The organism is Sphingomonas sp. AOB5 (assembly GCF_029433115.1).
GTDB lineage: Bacteria > Pseudomonadota > Alphaproteobacteria > Sphingomonadales > Sphingomonadaceae > Sphingomonas.
The window spans coordinates 23,820-40,817 of record NZ_JARNTV010000031.1 but is presented as its reverse complement, the minus strand read 5'-3'; the positions used below and the strand labels follow the sequence as shown (position 1 = coordinate 40,817).

Annotated in this window: 19 protein-coding genes and 1 pseudogene; 17 read left to right on the top strand and 3 right to left on the bottom strand. The window is 66.1% G+C overall.

Annotation, left to right across the window (positions count from 1 at the left end):
- The 4 genes and pseudogenes from P1X14_RS13870 to P1X14_RS13855 form a co-directional block, all read left to right on the top strand.
- Nucleotides 1-827: pseudogene (locus tag P1X14_RS13870) on the top strand (hypothetical protein); the annotation flags it as partial.
- Nucleotides 752-1,348: a DUF2793 domain-containing protein gene (locus tag P1X14_RS13865; protein ID WP_346770458.1), complete on the top strand. Its 597-nt coding sequence runs from the start codon at nucleotides 752-754 to the stop codon at nucleotides 1,346-1,348. The pseudogene P1X14_RS13870 and the gene P1X14_RS13865, both read left to right, overlap by 76 nt.
- Nucleotides 1,349-1,456: 108 nt before the next feature.
- Nucleotides 1,457-2,599 carry an OmpA family protein gene (locus P1X14_RS13860; RefSeq protein ID WP_277315974.1) on the top strand — a complete coding sequence of 381 codons (1,143 nt, stop codon included), beginning with the start codon at nucleotides 1,457-1,459 and terminating at the stop codon, nucleotides 2,597-2,599.
- Between the two features lie 284 nt (nucleotides 2,600-2,883).
- Complete coding sequence (locus P1X14_RS13855) at nucleotides 2,884-3,117, top strand: hypothetical protein (RefSeq protein WP_277315973.1); 234 nt, start codon at nucleotides 2,884-2,886, stop codon at nucleotides 3,115-3,117.
- 126 nt (nucleotides 3,118-3,243) lie between these two features.
- Here the strand turns inward: P1X14_RS13855 and P1X14_RS13850 are convergent, their stop codons facing one another.
- Nucleotides 3,244-4,017, bottom strand: a complete 774-nt coding sequence (locus tag P1X14_RS13850) for a hypothetical protein (protein ID WP_277315972.1) — start codon at nucleotides 4,015-4,017, stop codon at nucleotides 3,244-3,246.
- A gap of 242 nt (nucleotides 4,018-4,259) precedes the next feature.
- Here P1X14_RS13850 and P1X14_RS13845 point away from each other — a divergent pair, with 242 nt between their 5' ends.
- Together P1X14_RS13845 and folP are read left to right on the top strand one after the other, a co-directional pair.
- Nucleotides 4,260-5,396 (top strand): site-specific DNA-methyltransferase, encoded by a 1,137-nt coding sequence (locus P1X14_RS13845; RefSeq protein WP_277315971.1) that lies wholly within the window; start codon nucleotides 4,260-4,262, stop codon nucleotides 5,394-5,396.
- Between the two features lie 13 nt (nucleotides 5,397-5,409).
- Nucleotides 5,410-6,507 carry a dihydropteroate synthase gene (gene folP, locus P1X14_RS13840; RefSeq protein WP_277315970.1) on the top strand — a complete coding sequence of 366 codons (1,098 nt, stop codon included), beginning with the start codon at nucleotides 5,410-5,412 and terminating at the stop codon, nucleotides 6,505-6,507.
- On the opposite strand, the gene P1X14_RS13835 is transcribed toward folP, so the two are convergent.
- Nucleotides 6,504-7,280 carry a LytTR family DNA-binding domain-containing protein gene (locus tag P1X14_RS13835; protein WP_277315969.1) on the bottom strand — a complete coding sequence of 259 codons (777 nt, stop codon included), beginning with the start codon at nucleotides 7,278-7,280 and terminating at the stop codon, nucleotides 6,504-6,506. The genes folP and P1X14_RS13835 overlap by 4 nt on opposite strands.
- Nucleotides 7,281-7,448: 168 nt before the next feature.
- Here P1X14_RS13835 and P1X14_RS13830 point away from each other — a divergent pair, with 168 nt between their 5' ends.
- The 3 genes from P1X14_RS13830 to P1X14_RS13820 all read left to right on the top strand — a co-directional run bounded on the left by P1X14_RS13830 (nucleotide 7,449) and on the right by P1X14_RS13820 (nucleotide 8,954).
- Complete coding sequence (locus P1X14_RS13830; RefSeq protein ID WP_277315968.1) at nucleotides 7,449-7,961, top strand: DUF2306 domain-containing protein; 513 nt, start codon at nucleotides 7,449-7,451, stop codon at nucleotides 7,959-7,961.
- Nucleotides 7,962-8,021: 60 nt separating this feature from the next.
- Nucleotides 8,022-8,465, top strand: a complete 444-nt coding sequence (locus tag P1X14_RS13825; protein WP_277315967.1) for a hypothetical protein — start codon at nucleotides 8,022-8,024, stop codon at nucleotides 8,463-8,465.
- Between the two features lie 174 nt (nucleotides 8,466-8,639).
- The gene (locus P1X14_RS13820; RefSeq protein WP_277315966.1) at nucleotides 8,640-8,954 is read left to right on the top strand and encodes an antibiotic biosynthesis monooxygenase family protein; all 315 of its coding nucleotides are present in this window, start codon (nucleotides 8,640-8,642) and stop codon (nucleotides 8,952-8,954) included.
- Nucleotides 8,955-8,973: 19 nt separating this feature from the next.
- Here P1X14_RS13820 and P1X14_RS13815 read toward each other — a convergent pair whose 3' ends face one another.
- Nucleotides 8,974-10,401 (bottom strand): sigma-54 dependent transcriptional regulator, encoded by a 1,428-nt coding sequence (locus tag P1X14_RS13815; RefSeq protein ID WP_277315965.1) that lies wholly within the window; start codon nucleotides 10,399-10,401, stop codon nucleotides 8,974-8,976.
- Nucleotides 10,402-10,691: 290 nt separating this feature from the next.
- On the opposite strand from P1X14_RS13815, the gene P1X14_RS13810 reads away from it, so the two are divergent.
- From P1X14_RS13810 to P1X14_RS13775, 8 genes are all read left to right on the top strand, one after another.
- On the top strand, nucleotides 10,692-10,829 hold the full coding sequence (locus P1X14_RS13810; protein ID WP_277315964.1) for an aa3-type cytochrome c oxidase subunit IV: 138 nt from the start codon (nucleotides 10,692-10,694) through the stop codon (nucleotides 10,827-10,829).
- Nucleotides 10,830-11,951 carry an NAD(P) transhydrogenase subunit alpha gene (locus tag P1X14_RS13805; protein ID WP_277315963.1) on the top strand — a complete coding sequence of 374 codons (1,122 nt, stop codon included), beginning with the start codon at nucleotides 10,830-10,832 and terminating at the stop codon, nucleotides 11,949-11,951.
- Nucleotides 11,952-11,977: 26 nt separating this feature from the next.
- Nucleotides 11,978-12,703 (top strand): hypothetical protein, encoded by a 726-nt coding sequence (locus tag P1X14_RS13800; RefSeq protein ID WP_277315962.1) that lies wholly within the window; start codon nucleotides 11,978-11,980, stop codon nucleotides 12,701-12,703.
- Nucleotides 12,704-12,728: 25 nt separating this feature from the next.
- Nucleotides 12,729-13,127, top strand: coding sequence for a hypothetical protein (locus P1X14_RS13795; protein ID WP_277315961.1), 399 nt, complete (start codon nucleotides 12,729-12,731; stop codon nucleotides 13,125-13,127).
- Between the two features lie 3 nt (nucleotides 13,128-13,130).
- Nucleotides 13,131-13,424, top strand: a complete 294-nt coding sequence (locus tag P1X14_RS13790) for a proton-translocating transhydrogenase family protein (protein WP_277315960.1) — start codon at nucleotides 13,131-13,133, stop codon at nucleotides 13,422-13,424.
- Between the two features lie 15 nt (nucleotides 13,425-13,439).
- Nucleotides 13,440-14,870, top strand: a complete 1,431-nt coding sequence (locus P1X14_RS13785) for an NAD(P)(+) transhydrogenase (Re/Si-specific) subunit beta (RefSeq protein WP_277315959.1) — start codon at nucleotides 13,440-13,442, stop codon at nucleotides 14,868-14,870.
- Nucleotides 14,871-14,922: 52 nt separating this feature from the next.
- A complete protein-coding gene (locus tag P1X14_RS13780; protein WP_277315958.1) occupies nucleotides 14,923-15,837 on the top strand; it encodes a hypothetical protein in 915 nt (304 codons plus the stop codon).
- Nucleotides 15,838-15,965: 128 nt separating this feature from the next.
- On the top strand, nucleotides 15,966-16,928 hold the full coding sequence (locus tag P1X14_RS13775; RefSeq protein WP_277315957.1) for a winged helix DNA-binding protein: 963 nt from the start codon (nucleotides 15,966-15,968) through the stop codon (nucleotides 16,926-16,928).
- Nucleotides 16,929-16,998 lie beyond the last annotated feature (70 nt).

Genomic DNA, 16,998 nt, shown 5'->3' with positions numbered 1-16,998 from the left:
CGGGCACTGCGCCGGGATGGCGCCGCGCCGCGCTGCTGCTGAGCGTGGACGATGGCGCGCGCTGGACGCAGATCGGCGGGACTGCGGCGCCGGCGGTGTTGGGGGAGATTCTGGTGGCGCCCGGTGCAGGGGGCTCCGCGCTGGTCGACCGGGTCAATATGATCGAGGTCGAGTTGGCGCATGACGGCATGGTGTTGGGCGATGCCGATTCGGCGGCGATGGATGCCGGGGCGAATCTGGCGATGGTCGGGGATGAGCTGATCCAGTTCGCCCGGGCCGAATCGCTCGGTGCGAATCGGTGGCGGTTGAGCGAGCTGTGGCGTGGGCGGCGCGGGACCGAATCGGCAGCCGGGCTGCAGGTCGCAGCGGATCGATTCGTGCTGGTGAATGCAGCAACGCTGACGATGACCGAGTTGCCCGGCGAAGCGATGGGCGTAACGGCGCGAATCCTTGCCGAGGGCGCGGGCGATGACGAAGCCGCGGAGGCGCAGGCGGCGATCACCGGGCTTTCGGTCGTGCCGCCGGGGCCGGTGCATCTTTCCGCCATCGCCGAACCCGAAGGGGTGACCCGAGTCCGCTGGGTGCGGCGCAGCAGGTCGGGGTGGCGCTGGATCGATGGAATCGACGCCCCGCTGGGCGAGGAAAGCGAGCGCTACAGCGTCACGATCGCGCCGGTGGGCGGGATCGCGCGGATCGTGGAAACCGGGGAACCCTGGATAGCCGTGCCCGGGGCCGATCGCGCGGATGGCGCATGGGTGACGATCCGCCAGATCGGCTCGCTCGGTCTCTCCGCTTCGGCCGCCATGTTTTTGCCAGCGCTGGATTAATCTGGAGAAAGAGAATCATGACCGACATGTTGACGTCGCGACTTGCGCTGCCGCTGCTCCAGCCGGGGCAGGCGCAGAAGGAGATGTATCATAATGAAGCGCTGGCCCGCCTCGATCTGGCCGCGCAATGCGCCGTTATCGCCTCCGGAACGAATATTTCGCCGTCCGAACCAGCCTTTGGCGACGCATGGATCGTCGGTGCGGAGCCGGCGGGCGACTGGGCCGGGCGGGCGCATGCCGTGGCAGGCTGGACCGCGGGCGGATGGCGTTTCCTCGACCCGTTCGAGGGCCTGCGCGCATGGGTGGTGGAAGACGGTGGATTCGCCCTGTTTACGGAGGGGGAATGGGTTTTCGGGCGGGCGCATGGGCGGTTGATCGTGGACGGCGAGCAGGTTGTCGGCCCGCGTGCGGATGCGATCGAAAACCCGGCCGGCGGGGCGACCGTGGACAGCGAGGCGCGAACCGCGATTTCGGCGATTCTCCTTGCGCTTCGGGAACATGGCTTGGTCGATAGCGGATAAACTGTGCTGTTCCGGCAACAGTTCCCTGATTTGTGCGCTTGCGTGGAAACCTTCGTTTCGGTAGTGAGTTTGCGCTGTCCGTAGTGACAACACTGAAAGGGGATTATGATGCGGAAGCTTGCCGTCACTCTGGCACTTGCGACCACCGCGCTTAGCACGCCTGCTCTCGCCCGCGACGATGCGTGGTACGTGGGTGTCGAAGGTGGCGCGATGCTGGTCGAAGATGTCAACTTCGATATCGGTGCCGTTCCGAAGGCCGCTTCTGCGGACCTGCGCGCTGGCTGGGATGTGGATGCCACTGTCGGTTACGACTTTGGTGGTTTCCGTCTGGAAGCCGAAGTCGGTTATCGTGAAGCCAACGTCACGGGCTGGCGCTCGACGCTGACGACCCCGGTCGTCAACCCGAACCCGCCGGGCCAGCTGCAGAACGCACCTGCCGGTTCGTATCCGGTTGCCGGTGGTTCGATCTCGGCGCTGTCGTTCATGGTCAACGGCATGCTGGACTTCGGCGATGATGAGACCCTCAGCGGCTTCATCGGCGGCGGTGTCGGCGTTGCTCGCATCGACACGAACATCGGCCTGAACACCCGTCGCGACTTCCTCGACGACTCGGACACGGTCTTCGCCTGGCAGGCGATTGCGGGCATCCGCGCTCCGCTGACCGACTCGATCGATGTCACGCTGAAGTATCGCTTCTTCAACGCCGACGATTTCCGCCTGGTGGACATCACCGGCCGTAACTTCGAGGGCCGCTTCCGGTCGCACTCGATCCTCGGCGGTCTGACCTTCAACTTCGGCGCGCCGGCTCCGGCCCCGACGCCGGAACCGACCCCGGAACCGACCCCGACCCCGACCTGGACGCCGACTCCCGAGCCGACGCCGACCCCGGAAGTCGTGCGTTGCACCCCGGGACCGTACATCGTGTTCTTCGACTGGGATAAGTCGGACATCACTCCGGAAGCCGCTGGCATCCTGGATAACGCGATCAGCAACTACCAGAACTGCGGCAACGCTTCGGTGATGCTGGCAGGTCACGCTGACCGTTCGGGTTCGGCGAGCTACAACGTCGGCCTCTCGCAGCGTCGTGCAGACGCGGTGAAGGGCTACCTCACCTCGCGCGGTATCCCGGGCGGCGTGATCGGCACCGAAGCGTTCGGCGAAAGCCAGCCGCGCGTTGCCACTGCCGACGGCGTTCGCGAACTGCAGAACCGCCGCGTGGAAGTCATGTACGGTCCGGGTTCGGGCAACTAAGCCCATCCGGTTCCGCACAGGGACTGAACAGAATTGGGGAGGCCGGGCGACCGGCCTCCCTTTTTCTTTGTGTGCTTTCGAAGCGGCGAGCGACGTCTCACGGCAATCGGCGCTCGCCATGCCTGCGGTGTTGGCGGCGCGGGAGACAGGGAGCGAAAATGCTGCCCGATCAATTTCCGATCGAACTTGACGAAACAGGCTTTTCCGGAATCGTCCGGCGTGGCTCGGTCCCCGGTGCGGATCTACCCGACCTGATCGCGCATCGCCCGGAACGGTCGCGATTCGTGCGACTGGCAAGGATCGTCGCTTTGGCGAAGGAAACTGCCACCGCTGCACTTGGCGCGAATGCCGCCGATGCGATGATCGACGCCCTGGTCTCGGTTGCCGATTATAAGGGCGACTTCGCGATCCTGTGGCGCGGCTCGGCCCATCGGCAAGCCTATGAAGAGATCGTGACCCGCGCCGTGGCGTCGGAGGGCGAAGAGGAAGTCGTCCACGAGATCGATACCGGGCAATAGCCGGTAGCCGCGAAATCCGGGCCTCGCCTTCAGGAGAAGTGACCGGGCGCGCGTTGTGCACGAGGTGCGTTCCCGCCGTGCAACGTTCTTCAGATGCAGTCGATCACGACCGCAGTGTCGTCAGCCTTACTCCGGCAGCACGAACGCAATCCGCACCTCGACATCGCGGCCCACCACCGGATCGCCCTTCTTGCTGAGCGGCTCGAGGCGGATGCCGTCGAGTACCTGATAGGTGGCCAGCTCGAACTGCAGGGTCAGTTCCGGGGTCAGCTTCGAATCGGGTGCGGTCGGTTCTGCGTCGCGGCAGAACAGCTTGCGATCGGGGCCGATGCGGCACAGCGCCTTCATCCGGACCTCGACATTATCCTTGAGCGCCAGCGTGGGATAATAGCTGGTCAGCAGTTCGGCGGTGGGACGCTCGAGCATCTCCATGTCGCCCGAGGCAATCACACCCGCGGGCGCGCCGGGCACCAGCACGTCGCCGGTGCTGACCGTTTCGGTGAAGATCATCGGTACGAGGACCGGCGTGGCTCCGGCGGGCGCGTGCGAACCGCTCGGGCGGGTGCGGGTGAAGCGGATGCGGGCCAGCGCGACGCGCGCGGCGGGCGTCAGTGTCTGTGCGGCGAGGCGGCGATCATATTCGGTGCGGCGCGCGGCCGGCTGAGCGGCGCCATCGAGCAGCAGGCAGCTTTGCGGGATACCGGCGCCGTCATCGACGAGGCACTGGAAGCGTAGCGTCACCGGCGTGGCGGGCAGGCCGGTCTCTGCCGCAGCCGTGGCGGACCTGAGCGAGCGCGACGGTGCGTAGAGAATCGCAGCGCCTTCCGCAGCCACCGGCGCGGCGAGCTTGTCGGCATCCTGTGCGACGAGAGTGAGCAGCAGCGGCAAGATGATCGACATGACGGACCCCAATCTCTGTATACGCCCGACTAGCATAATCGCATCGCCCCGCCAGTGAGTCTTTCGCGCCACACCCCCCACCCGTTGCGCCTGTGGATAACTTTGGGACTCAATATCTGGAGGGTGCCAAAATGTTCTGCATGGTTAACGATTTAGCGAGCTTTTTCGTTAACCAATGTTTCCTTGACGAAGCGCCGTAACCAACGCGAAACCGGGAATTCCGGGCAAGGGGACAGTTAATCATGGGCGTATTGGAGAAGGTCGGCACGCGCGGCCGCAAGGCGGTTGCGAGCGTCGAACAGGCAGCGGTGCTGCCGCTCGACACGATCCTGATGCAGGATTGCATCGAGGCGATGCGCTCGCTTCCGGCGAAGTCGATCGACTGCATCTTCGCCGATCCCCCCTATAATCTCCAGCTGGGCGGCGATCTGGCGCGTCCCGATGGCAGCCATGTCGACGCTGTGACCAACGATTGGGACAAGTTCGCCAGCCTGAGCGTCTATGAGCAGTTCACGCGCGCCTGGCTGGCCGAGGCGCGGCGCATCCTGAAGGACGATGGCACGATCTGGGTGATCGGCAGCTATCACAACATCTTCAAGGTCGGCTCGGCGATCCAGGATCTGGGCTTCTGGATCCTCAACGACATCATCTGGCGCAAGGCCAATCCGATGCCCAATTTCAAGGGCACCCGCTTCACCAACGCGCACGAGACCATGATCTGGGCGTCGATGGGCGAAAAGGCGCGCTACACGTTCAACTATCGCACGATGAAGACGCTCAACGACGAGCTTCAGATGCGTTCGGATTGGGAATTCCCGATCTGCGGCGGGCCGGAGCGGCTGAAGGCGAACGGCGTGAAGGTGCATCCGACGCAGAAGCCCGAGGCACTGCTGTACCGCGTGCTGCTGGCCAGCACCCAGCCGGGCGATGTGGTGCTCGATCCGTTCTTCGGCACGGGCACAACCGGCGCAGTGGCCAAGCGTCTGGGCCGGCGCTGGATCGGGATCGAGCGCGAGAATGTCTATGTCGATGCGGCATGGGAGCGGATCAACGCCGCGCTGCCGCTCGACGAATCGGCGCTGCGCACGATGCAGGCACCCAAGGGCGCGCCGCGGGTGGCGTTCGGCGCGCTGGTCGAGAATGACTATATCGCGCCGGGCACGGTGCTGATGGATGCGAAGCGCAAGTTCCGCGTGACCGTAGCCGCGGACGGGTCGCTGCGTTCGGGCGAACTGGTGGGTTCGATCCACAAGCTGGGCGCGACCTTGCAGGGTGCGCCGTCGTGCAATGGCTGGACCTTCTGGCACTATGAAGCCGCGGACGGGCTGAAGCCGATCGACGACATTCGCCAGACCTATTTGCTGGCGACGCAGCCTTAACGCATAGGGCGGTATGCCCTTCGACCTTCCCGCATCGGCCAAACTCTATCTGCGACCCGTCCAGTTCGCCGACACGCCGATCGGGCGCGATGGCGAAGCGGCGCGGCTGGCGGGTGGGCTGATCTGGTTCGCGGCGTATGAGCTGATCGCGGTCGAGGGCGGCAAGCGTGTCCTTCAGCGGACTATTCCCGTTGCCGACCTGCCCGATGACCCGCGGTTGCAGGCGATTGCAGCGCGGATTTCTGCCCCGCGCGCGGCGCTGACACTGGGCGAGCGGGTGCTGCGGATGGACCAGCCGCTGGTGATGGGCATCCTCAACATGACGCCCGACAGCTTCTCCGATGGTGGCGCGCATGTCGGGAATGCCGAGGGCGCGGCAGCGGCGGGCGTCGATATGGGCGTGGCCGGGGCTGCAATCGTCGATGTCGGCGGCGAATCGACGCGGCCGGGCGCCGAGACCGTGTGGGAAGGCGAGGAGATCAAGCGCGTGGTGCCCGTCGTCGAGCGGCTGGCGCGCAGCGGCGCTGCGGTATCGATCGACACGCGCAAGGCCGGGGTGATGGAAGCGGCGCTGGCGGCCGGCGCGCATATCGTCAACGACGTCGCGGCGCTGCTGTGGGACGACCGCGCGCTCGAGGTGGTGGTGAAGGCCGGCTGCCCGGTGGTGCTGATGCACTCGCCCGATCCGAAAAAGGGTGCGCATGGCGGGGTGCTGGGCGGCACTTACTCGGACGTGCTGATCGAGACCTATGACTGGCTGGAACGGCGAGTCGAGGCGGTGGTCGCGGCGGGGGTGGACCGGGCGAAGATCGTGATCGATCCGGGCATCGGCTTCGGCAAGTCGCTGTCGGATAATCTGGCGCTGCTCAACGGGCTGGCGCTGTTCCACGGGATCGGGTGCCCGGTGCTGCTGGGCGCCAGCCGCAAGCGGATCGTGGGGGCGCTGAGCAACGAAGCGAAGGCGGCGGATCGGCTGGGCGGATCGCTGGCGCTGGCGCTGAAGGGCGCGGAACTCGGCGCGCAGATATTGCGGGTGCACGATGTGTTCGAGACCGCCCAGGCGCTGCGCGTGTGGCGCGGGATGCGCGATCAGGCGCTGGTCGGGCGCTAGGAACCCAGCCAGCCGGCCTCGCGAAGTTCGGCCACGCGATCGCGGGCGACGGGTGCCTCGGTGTCGTTGGTCAGCACGAGCCGGTAGCTACGGCCGTCGCGGCGATCGCGGACCACGGCGCTGCGTGCGACCCACCAGCTGCGATGGACCTGCGCGCCTTCGATCCCCTCCAGTTCGGCAACCGCGTCGCGGATGCGCATCAGGATCAGTGCCGAGCCGAGCGATGTATGCGCGCGGACATAATGGTCCTCCATCTCCAGCGCGATCAGGTCGCGGCCGAGATGCGGGGGCAGGCGATCGAGGAACAGCGGGCGCGGTGCGGGCGGCTCCGGTAGCGATGCTGGCTCTGGTGGATCGGCGGGCGGGCGCGCCGCGGCCCGGCTGCGTTGCGTTATCCAGAACACCGCGCAGACGATCGCGCCCATCACCAGCACGTTGAAATAATGCACCACTGCGACGCCGGGCGATGGCCAGCGCAACGTGCCACCCAGCGAATTGACCAGCCATACGACGACGCTCATCGGCAGCGTTGCGATCAGGCAGGCCGGTATCCACAGCGCGGGTTCGGGCAGGTCGAGCCGCGGGGCCAGTCGCGTCGCCCATCGGCAGGCGGGCATGTAAAGGAAATAGCCCGCGAAACCGAGCGCCAGCCAATAGACCAGCCGCAGTTCGAACGGCAGCGCAAAGGTGCCGAAGGGGCCGAGCAGCGCGACCAGCACGCCGATCGCGGCCATTGCCGCCGAATCGACGATCAGCTTGCGTGCGCTCAACATGGCCCTTGCCCCATGGCGCGGTGACTAGCGCCGATTGGCGAAGCGCGAAATGGCAAAGCCCCGGAGAAACACACCATTGGCGCGATAATCGCGCGCTCCGCGAAGGCGCGATTGCGGGCGATCCGGCCCGCGCCAGTCTGGCTCCGACACCCAATCGGAGCCTGCCCCATGACCGCCACGACCATCCGCCCGAACGACCTTTCCCCGGCCATCCGCGCTGCGATGATTGCGGGCGGTGGGGCGATGACCATCGCCGCCGCTATCGCGCTGGGCCGCGCCTTTGCTGGTCTCGCCCCGTCGATTCCCCAGGCGAAGGATCTGGCGGTGATCGTCCATGTCGCGACGGTGATCCCGGCGGTGCCGCTCGGCCTTTATGTGATGCTGACGCGCAAGGGCGATGCGCGGCACCGGATGCTGGGCAAGATCTGGATGCTGATGATGCTGGTCACCGCGCTTTCGGCGATCTTCATCCGGCACATCAACCATGGCGGGTTCAGCTTCATCCACCTGTTCGTGCCGCTGACCATCGTCGGGATGGTGCGCGCGATCGCCGCTGCGCGGGCCGGACGGATCGACCGGCACCGCCGGATGCTGATCACCTTGTATCTCGGCGGGCTGCTGATCCCCGGCGCCTTTGCCTTCCTGCCGAGCCGGATCATGGGCCTGTGGCTGTTCGGGTGAGCCGGAACCGGCATATCGGGGCAGGCGTTCGTCGGGCGAGACCATGAGAGAGGTGCTGCCATGCGTGTTTCCGTCCTGATCGCTCTGCTGGGCGCGCCTGCGCTAGTCTCGGCGGCGCCATTGCAGTCGGTCGGCAGCCCGGCGGCGGCGAAGCAGACCGTCGAGCGCTATTATGCGGCCATCGACCGGGGCGATTTCCGCGCCGCCTATCAGACATGGGACGGGAACGGCGCGGCGAGCGGCAAGAGCTATGCCGCGTTCCGTCAGGGCTTTGCCGCGACTGCGCGCAGCCGGGTGGTGACGGGCACCCCGGTCAATGGTGATGCGGGGATGAGCCAGCGCTGGATCGATGTGCCGGTGGATGTCTATGCCACGCTGAAGAACGGCACGCGCCAGCATTTCCGCGGCCGCTATACGCTGCACCGTGTGGTCGAGGGCACAGGCGCGCCGGTGGCGAAGACGCGCTGGCACATCGCCTCGGCGAAACTGGTGGCGGTGCGCTGAGCCGGCTGCTAGTTAACGAGCCGTCGAAAAGGACCTCGGCCGGCAACCGGTAAGCCCGGCCCCTTCCAGAAGCGGAAGGCTCCGTTCCCGCACCGCGCGGGCACCCGCGGCAGGCAATGGCCTGCGCGCGGAGAAGATCGCTCCTCGTCAGGCCGCAACGCGAGGAGAAGACCTGTGCCCATCATCCTGAGCGCCACTGGCGTCGTTACCCAGATCAACCTGTTCACTGTGCCCGAAGGCGGGCAGGCAGCGATGATCGAACAGCTTGCGCGCGGCGTCGCAGTCGCGCGCGAAGTACCGGGCTGGCGATCGGCCAGCCTGCACCGCAGCCTCGATGGCACGCGGGTGGTCAACTATGCGCAGAGCGACAGCCTGGATGCGGCATTGGCCGTGATCGAACGGCTGAAGGCGACGGGCATGATCGGGCGCAATCGCGATTTCGGCGACGCGCATCCCGGCCTGTATGAAGTCGTGCGGACCTTAGAATAAGCTACATGGCGGGCCGGGATCAGGCCGCGCTCTGGTCGATCCCCAGTTCGCCCAGCTTGCGGTAGAGCGTCGAGCGGCCGATGCCGAGGCGGCGGGCGACTTCGGTCATGCGGCCGCGATAATGGCCGATGGCGAGGCGGATGACATCGGCTTCGATCTCGTCCAGCGCGCGCAGATTGCCGTCCGGGCGGAACAAGGTGACCCCGGCATTGCCCGAGGATTGCGATCCGGCGCCCTGTCCCGCGGGCTTGCCGAGCGCGAGCTGGGCGATCTGCGGGAAATCGGCACGCGTCAGGCCGTCACCGTCGCAGAGCACCGCGGCGCGGAACAGCGCGTTCTGAAGCTGGCGGACATTGCCCGGCCAGTCATAGGTGCCGAGCAGCGCGAGCGCATCGTCGGTGATGCCCAGCGGGCGAAGGCCCGGCTGTTCGGCGATGCGGCCGAGCAAGTGGCGGGCGAGACCCGGAATATCGCCGGTACGCTCGCGCAGCGGCGGGATCGTCACCTGTACGACGTTGAGCCGGTAATAGAGGTCCTCGCGGAAGCGGCCTGCCTCGACTTCGGCGAGAAGGGTCTTGTTGGTCGCCGCGATCACGCGGACATCCACTTCCTTGGGATGGCGCGCGCCGATCGGCTGGATCTCACCCGACTGGAGCACGCGGAGCAGCTTCACTTGCGCCTCGAGCGGCATTTCGCCGACTTCGTCGAGGAACAAGGTGCCGCCATCGGCTTCCTGAAACCGGCCGATCTTGCGTTCGAACGCGCCGGTAAAGGCACCTTTCTCGTGCCCGAACAGCTCGGATTCGACGAGGTTGGCGGGGATCGCGCCGCAATTGACCGCGACGATATCCTTGCGGTTGCGCGGGGAGGCGGCGTGGATCGCTTCCGCGACCACTTCCTTGCCAACGCCCGATTCGCCTTCGATCAGCACCGGAACCCGGGCACGGGCTGCCTTGGCGGCGATGGCGAGCGCAGCGCGGAACTGCGGTGCGGAACCCACGATCTCGTCGAACGCCAGCGGCGCGGAGAGCTTTTCGGTGAGCGGACGGAGTTCGCCCGAGGTCTTGCCGCCGACCGCGGCTTCTAGCGCGGCGAGCAGGCGTTCCGATGCGAGCGGCTTGACCAGAAAATCGGTGGCGCCGGCGCGCATCGCCGAAACGGCGGCAGCGACCGAGCCATTGGCGGTGAGCATCAGGATCGGCAGTTGCGGGCGGCGCATGCGCAGCTCGGCAATCAGCTCCGAAGCATCGGCATCTGGCGACGAATGATCGAGGATCACCGCATCGAGCGCCATGCCATCCGGCGTGCCGAGCGTGGCGATGGCCACTTCGCCTTCATTGGCGAAAACGGTGCGCCAGCCGCGGCGCGCAGCGATCGCCGCGACGAGACGGCGTTGGGCCGGCTCATCGTCGATCAGCATCAGTAGGCGTTGCCCGTTTCGCGTCATCGCGCCTTTTCCGTCCCCACTGTCTCGTTTCAGCGCATCAGGGATAATCAGAATGGGTAAAGGTCAGCTTAAGCCTGAATTTGGCGTCTTCGCGCTGCGCTGAAGCGGTGCCGACCCGCACCCCCACCCGACCGCCCAACGGAAGTATATTCTATGGGCGGCCGGGTGGGGGTGCGGGCCGGCGCCGTAGCCGTTTCAGCCCTGCTGAAACAAACTCTTGGCCGCTCGCTCTTGAGGCTGGCCGCGTGCGTCGTTAGGGAAGTCTCCAACAAACATGAGGGGACGATCACATGGCCGACGACAGCAACGCGACGCATGAGATCAAGACGCACACGCAGACGTTCAACGGGTTCGTCTCGATGATGACCTGGGGCACCGTGGCGTGTTTCGCGGTGGGTGCGCTCGTCGTCGTTCTGATCGCCAAGTAAGTGAAGATCGCCGTCCTCAAGGAGGGCGCCACCGGTGAACGACGCGTTTCGGCCACGGCCGAGACGGTGAAGAAGTTCGTCGCGCTCGGCGCCGAGGTCGCGGTCGAGGCAGGTGCGGGCGATGCCGCGTCGTTCGACGATGCGGGCTATGCCGCAGCGGGCGCGACGGTCACCGACCGGGCGGCAGCGATCAAGGATGCCGACATCCTGCTGGGCGTGCAGGGTCCCGATCCGAAGAGCCTAGGCGGGCTGAAGTCCGGCGCATGGATCGTCGCGGGCCTCAATCCGTTCGGCGATCGCGCACGCGTGGACGACTATGCCGCGCTGGGCGCCGAGGCGCTGGCGATGGAGTTCATGCCGCGAATCACCCGCGCGCAGTCGATGGACATCCTCTCGTCCCAGTCGAACCTGGCCGGATACAAGGCGGTGCTCGACGCTGCCGCCGAATATGGCCGGGCCTTTCCGATGATGATGACCGCGGCCGGCACCGTCTCCGCCGCTAAGGTCTTCGTGATGGGCGTGGGCGTTGCGGGGCTGCAGGCGATTGCGACCGCGCGGCGCCTCGGCGCACAGGTCTCGGCGACCGACGTGCGTTCGGCGACCAAGGAGCAGATCCAGTCGCTCGGCGCCAAGCCGATCTTCGTCGAGAATGTCGCGGGGATCGAAGGCGAAGGCTCGGGCGGCTATGCCACCGAGATGAGCGAGGAATATCAGAAGGCCCAGGCCGAACTGGTATCGTCGCATATTGCCAAGCAGGATATCGTGATCACCACCGCACTGATCCCCGGGCGCCCCGCGCCGCGGCTGATCAGCGATGCACAGATCGCGACGATGCGGCCGGGCAGCGTGATCGTCGATCTCGCGGTCGAAAGCGGCGGCAATGTCGAAGGCGCGGTCGCAGGCGAAGTCGTCGAGAAGCATGGCGTGAAGATCGTGGGCCACAAGAATGTCGCCGGACGACTCGCCGCGGACGCGTCGGCGCTGTTCTCGCGCAATCTGTTCAACTTCCTCTCGGCCTTCTGGGACAAGGAAGGCGGCAAGGTCGTGCTCGACGAGGAGATCGGCGACGCGGTGCGGCTGACGAAGGATGGCAAGGTCGTGAACGCGAGGCTGCTCGGTTGATCCGTGCGGCCGTCTCGGCAGCATCCATGCTGTTGCTGACCGGGCAGGCAGCCGCAGCGCAGGAACGGCCGCGCTATCTCCTCACCTGGATTGCCGAACCGCAGGCCGATGACGGCGCGCCGAAGCTCGTCGCCAAGGGCGATGTCGTGAGCAGGACCCGCCTGCTGCCGCGCGAACTCTATGCGACCAGCGAAGAGCTCCGTGCGCCCGACGGGCGGCCGGTGCTCGAGGCCGGTGTGCATCTGGCGCGGCTTGAATCGCCGGTCTTCGTCGCCTGTACGCTGAAGCCGCCCAAGATGGCGGGCGCGGGATCGGTCGTCTGGGCCGGGACGGTGCGCTTCATGTGCCTGGTCGACGCCGATGGCGACGGCAAGGTGGAAGGCTATTTCCGCATCACCAACGATGTGCCCGACTTTCTCTATGGCCGCGGCCGGATTCCCGCCAAGCTGCTCGAGATCGTGCCCGCGCGATACGAGAAGCGCGATCCGGTCGAGACGAAGGACGCGCCGACGCTGTTCCTGACCTATGTCGGACCCAGCGGGCCGGACGTCGAGCGGTTCGAGGTTTGCGTCGGCCAATATGGGCCGCGCTACTGCCTGAGCGACGAGCGGCCGCGGGCGAGCAGCGGATCGGGTCCGGCATCGTTCGCGACGATGGGCGGCAAATTCACCGTGCATGAACGGGTGGGGGAGAAATCGGTGCGGATCAGCATGGACGCACCGTTCGAAGCCAAGCCGATCATCCTGTATTGATTGCGCAAAGGGGGCGCGCACAGTCATGAACTTCATTTCGATCGCATTGCTGGCCGTCATGGCACCCGCGCAATCGGCCTATACCGCCGAGCATGCGCGCGACGATCTCGGCCAGATCGCGCTGGCACAGGCCACGCTGATGAAGTGCGAGCGCGGCAGCGAGGAACGCAAGAAGGAGATGGTCGATCGATCCGCGCCGCGGGTGGCGGCACTCACCGAACGGTTCCGTGCGGCGTTCGGATCGGCGATCCCGACCAGCTTCAAGCCGAAGGTCGACATGAGCACCTGCAACAGCCGCCGGCGCTATGATCGCGATCTCGAATATCTGATCACCCGGGTCGAGGGCCGCGCTGCAGGTCTGCCGCCCCTTACCGCGCCGGCCGCCGCGGCACCCGCCGCTGCGCCGAAGAAGACCGGAGAATAGGCCATGGACTTCATCTCGATCCTGTCGATCTTCGTGCTGGCCTGCTTCGTCGGCTATTATGTCGTCTGGTCGGTCACCCCGGCGCTGCACACGCCGTTGATGGCGGTGACCAACGCGATCTCGTCGGTGATTATCGTCGGCGCGCTGATCGCCAGCGTGGCGCCGGCGATCGGCGTGCAGGGCGAAGTCTCGAAATGGCTGGGACTGGTCGCGGTGGCATTTGCCAGCGTGAACATCTTTGGTGGCTTCGCGGTCACTGCGCGGATGCTCGCCATGTACAAGAAAAAGACGAAGTAAGGGGGAGCGCGGACAATGCATGAGGTGGCTCCCGTAAATCCGTGGGTGGCGCTGGCCTATCTGGTCTCCGGCATCTGTTTCATCCTCGCGCTGCGCGGGCTTTCGAGCCCGTCGACCAGCCGCGCGGGCAATCGTTACGGCATGCTGGGCATGCTGCTGGCGGTCGGCGTGACGCTCTATACACACCCGGTGCCCAACTGGACGATGCCGTTCAGCTGGGCCGAGGTTGGCGGTGCGGTAGCGATCGGCGGCCTGATCGGCTTCGTGATCGCGCGGATGATCTCGATGACTGCGATGCCGCAGCTGGTGGCGGCGTTCCACAGCCTTGTCGGCATGGCCGCGGTGCTGGTGGCGGCAGCGGCATTCCTCAATCCGGTTCCGTTCGGCATCACCGATGCGGCGGGCGAGATCCTGGCCGTCAGCCGGATCGAGATGGGGCTGGGCATCGCGATCGGCGCGATCACCTTCTCCGGATCGGTGATCGCGTTCCTGAAGCTCAACGGAAACATGAGCGGCAAGCCGATCATGCTGCCGGGGCGCCACATCATCAATCTGGGCACGCTGGCCGCGATCCTGGGCCTGATCGCCTATTTCGTGACCGACCAGAGCCCCTGGGTGTTCTGGACCGTGACGGGCCTCAGCTTCCTGATCGGCTTCTTGCTGATCATCCCGATCGGCGGCGCGGACATGCCGGTCGTCGTGTCGATGCTGAACAGCTATTCGGGCTGGGCGGCGGCGGCGATGGGCTTCACGCTGCACAACAGCGCGATGATCATCACCGGCGCGCTGGTCGGCTCGTCGGGCGCGATCCTGAGCTACATCATGTGCCGCGCGATGAATCGCAGCTTCATCAGCGTGATCGCGGGCGGTTTCGGCGGCGACAGCGGCGGCGGATCGGGTGAAGCGAAGGAACAGCGGCCGTGGAAGCGGGGCAGCGCCGAGGATGCCGCCTTCCTGATGCAGCAGGCCGAACAGGTCATCATCGTTCCCGGTTACGGCATGGCTGTCGCCCAGGCACAGCACGTGCTGCGCGAAATGGGCGACAAGCTGAAGGAACATGGCGTCCGCGTGAAATACGCCATCCATCCGGTCGCCGGGCGCATGCCGGGGCATATGAACGTGCTGCTGGCCGAAGCGAACGTGCCCTATGACGAGGTGTTCGAACTGGAGGACATCAACTCCGAGTTCGCGCAGACTGACGTGGCGTTCATCATCGGTGCCAATGACGTGGTCAATCCCGCGGCCAAGACCGACAAGTCCTCGCCCATCTATGGCATGCCGGTGTTCGATGTGGGCAAGGCCAAGACGGTGCTGTTCATCAAGCGCAGCATGGGCGGCGTTGGCTATGCCGGCGTCGACAACGACGTCTTCTATGCCGACAACACCATGATGTTGCTGGCGGACGCCAAGAAGATGGTCGAAGAGATCGTGAAGTCGCTGGACTAATCGCGGCGTTTCCGCGCACTATTCCCCGGGTGGCAAGCCGGAGGGGGATGGCATGGCTAGCGTGGGATCGATTATCGGCGGCGGCTTCGGACTGATCCGCGATCGGCCGGTGGCGGTAGCCATCTGGTTCGTGGTGCAGTTCGTCGTGGCGCTGGCGACCCAGCTCATGCTGATCCGGATGATGAACGCCCAGATCGACACGCTGGGCGTTCCGGACCCGAGCGCATTGGGCTTTATCGGGATCGGCATGAGCCTGCTGGCCGGACTGGTCACGCTGGCGCTGTTGAACGCCAGTTATCGCGCGGTGCTGCGGCCGAGCGAGTCCGCGTTCGGCTATCTGCGGCTGGGCATGGACGAGCTGCGGATCTTCGGGCTGTTTCTGATTCTGGTCATCGTCGGCGGTATCGGCGCGTTCATCCTCGTGCTGCTTCTCGGTTTCGTCGCGGCCGGATTCGCCGCTGCGTTCTCGGGCTCGCCGGGCATGGCGATGGGCGTGGTGGTGCTTCTCTATCTCGCGCTGGTCGCAGGTCTGGTGTTCCTGTGGGTTCGCCTGTCGCTCGTCCTGCCGCTCACCCTGCTGCGCCGGAAGATCGTGATCGATGGTTCGTGGGAGCTGACGAGCGGCCGCTTCTGGACGCTGTTCGCGGCATATCTGGTGATCTGGCTGGTCAGCATCGTGATCTATGCCGCGTTCACTCTGCCGTTCGTCGGGCCCTATTTCTCCGAACTGATGCAGGCGATGGGCAATCCCGAGGCGCTGAAACAGGTCGAGGAAGCGCAGGCACTGCGCACGATTTCGATGTCGACGCCGATGATGGTGCTGATGGTCCTGCTGAGCGCGCTGGCGCAGACGATCACCATGGCGCTGTCTTCGGGCGCGAGCGCCACAGCGGCGCGTGAGCTGCTCTACGAACGCGGTGAAGTCACCGAAGACGATGTGCAGCGTACCGCGGAAATCTTCGAATAAACCGGAACGGAGCATTCTGTACTCCCGCTACGGGCGGGTCGCACCATAACCTCCGAAATGGAGGAACTCGGACTCAAGCGTTGCGGAGCCTTGCGGCATTCCGGAACAGAAGACGAACTGAGAAGTGAATGGCGCATGTGCAGATGATGGGGGCGGCGCGATCCGCCTATGAGAGCGGCGAACCTGTCGCGCTGGTGATTGCAGGCGATGACGAAGGGTTGCGGCTGGGGCGCGAGGCGCTGGCGCTATCGGGCGTGCGCGCGGGCGGTGAAACCGGTTTCGAGGGTGCGGCGGCCGCGCTGGCGGGCCGGGCGACGATCGACCTGATCCTGGTCGAAGCGGCAGGTGCGCCGGAGGCTTTGCTCGACACGGTGCTGGCGCGGGTCGACGCTGTGGCGCGCGAGCGGGAATGCCGGGTGGTGGCTGCGATCGGAGAGGCACAGATCGACATCGCCGCCGCACACCTGATGGGCCGCCATGTGCAATTGCTGTGCGCGCCGGGCATGGCGGATCGTGTCGGTGCGCTGATGCTGGCCAAGGCGGCGGCGAAGGGCGACCAGTTGCACGAAGGGCACCGCGAGACCGAAGCCGAAGCGGCGCGGCTGCGGCGGCTGAACGACGAGGTGGCGCGGATCGCCGACACGCTGGCGCGGCTCACCCGCGAGGAAGAGGAAGTGTCGCGGCGCGGCGGCGTGCGCGACCGGGGGAATGAGTATCGCGGCCCGGACAGCGCCGACCAGACCGACGCGAGCGCGCAGGAAATCCGCGCGACGATCCGCTCGCGCCGGCTGCGCGCGCAATATTTCGACAGCGAGCTGTTCGCCGATCCCGCCTGGGACATGCTGCTCGATCTCTATGCCGCCGAGCTGGAGAAGCGGCAGGTCTCGGTATCGAGCCTGTGCATCGCCGCCGCCGTGCCGCCCACCACCGCGCTTCGCTGGATCGGCACGCTGCACGATGCGGGCCTGTTCGAGCGCCATGCCGATCCGAGCGACCGGCGGAGGGCCTATGTCGGGCTGAGCGCGAAGGGCATGGCGGGAATGCGCGGCTATATCGCTGCGGTGAAGCGGCAGGGGCTGGCGATTATCTAGGGTTGATCCGCTTACGCGGATGCGGCACCGGCCTGCTCCAGGAAACCGGCGGTGCGAACCCGTCATTGAC

Coding starts and splice junctions, on each gene's coding strand:
- P1X14_RS13865 (WP_346770458.1), top strand. CDS start 752: ATGGGTGACGATCCGCCAGATCGGCTCGCTCGGTCTCTCCGCTTCGGC.
- P1X14_RS13780 (WP_277315958.1), top strand. CDS start 14,923: ATGGCTAGCGTGGGATCGATTATCGGCGGCGGCTTCGGACTGATCCGC.
- folP (WP_277315970.1), top strand. CDS start 5,410: ATGCCCTTCGACCTTCCCGCATCGGCCAAACTCTATCTGCGACCCGTC.
- P1X14_RS13825 (WP_277315967.1), top strand. CDS start 8,022: ATGCGTGTTTCCGTCCTGATCGCTCTGCTGGGCGCGCCTGCGCTAGTC.
- P1X14_RS13800 (WP_277315962.1), top strand. CDS start 11,978: ATGCTGTTGCTGACCGGGCAGGCAGCCGCAGCGCAGGAACGGCCGCGC.
- P1X14_RS13850 (WP_277315972.1), bottom strand. CDS start 4,017: ATGTCGATCATCTTGCCGCTGCTGCTCACTCTCGTCGCACAGGATGCC.
- P1X14_RS13830 (WP_277315968.1), top strand. CDS start 7,449: ATGACCGCCACGACCATCCGCCCGAACGACCTTTCCCCGGCCATCCGC.
- P1X14_RS13845 (WP_277315971.1), top strand. CDS start 4,260: ATGGGCGTATTGGAGAAGGTCGGCACGCGCGGCCGCAAGGCGGTTGCG.
- P1X14_RS13790 (WP_277315960.1), top strand. CDS start 13,131: ATGGACTTCATCTCGATCCTGTCGATCTTCGTGCTGGCCTGCTTCGTC.
- P1X14_RS13810 (WP_277315964.1), top strand. CDS start 10,692: ATGGCCGACGACAGCAACGCGACGCATGAGATCAAGACGCACACGCAG.
- P1X14_RS13835 (WP_277315969.1), bottom strand. CDS start 7,280: ATGTTGAGCGCACGCAAGCTGATCGTCGATTCGGCGGCAATGGCCGCG.
- P1X14_RS13785 (WP_277315959.1), top strand. CDS start 13,440: ATGCATGAGGTGGCTCCCGTAAATCCGTGGGTGGCGCTGGCCTATCTG.
- P1X14_RS13860 (WP_277315974.1), top strand. CDS start 1,457: ATGCGGAAGCTTGCCGTCACTCTGGCACTTGCGACCACCGCGCTTAGC.
- P1X14_RS13815 (WP_277315965.1), bottom strand. CDS start 10,401: ATGACGCGAAACGGGCAACGCCTACTGATGCTGATCGACGATGAGCCG.
- P1X14_RS13795 (WP_277315961.1), top strand. CDS start 12,729: ATGAACTTCATTTCGATCGCATTGCTGGCCGTCATGGCACCCGCGCAA.
- P1X14_RS13775 (WP_277315957.1), top strand. CDS start 15,966: ATGGCGCATGTGCAGATGATGGGGGCGGCGCGATCCGCCTATGAGAGC.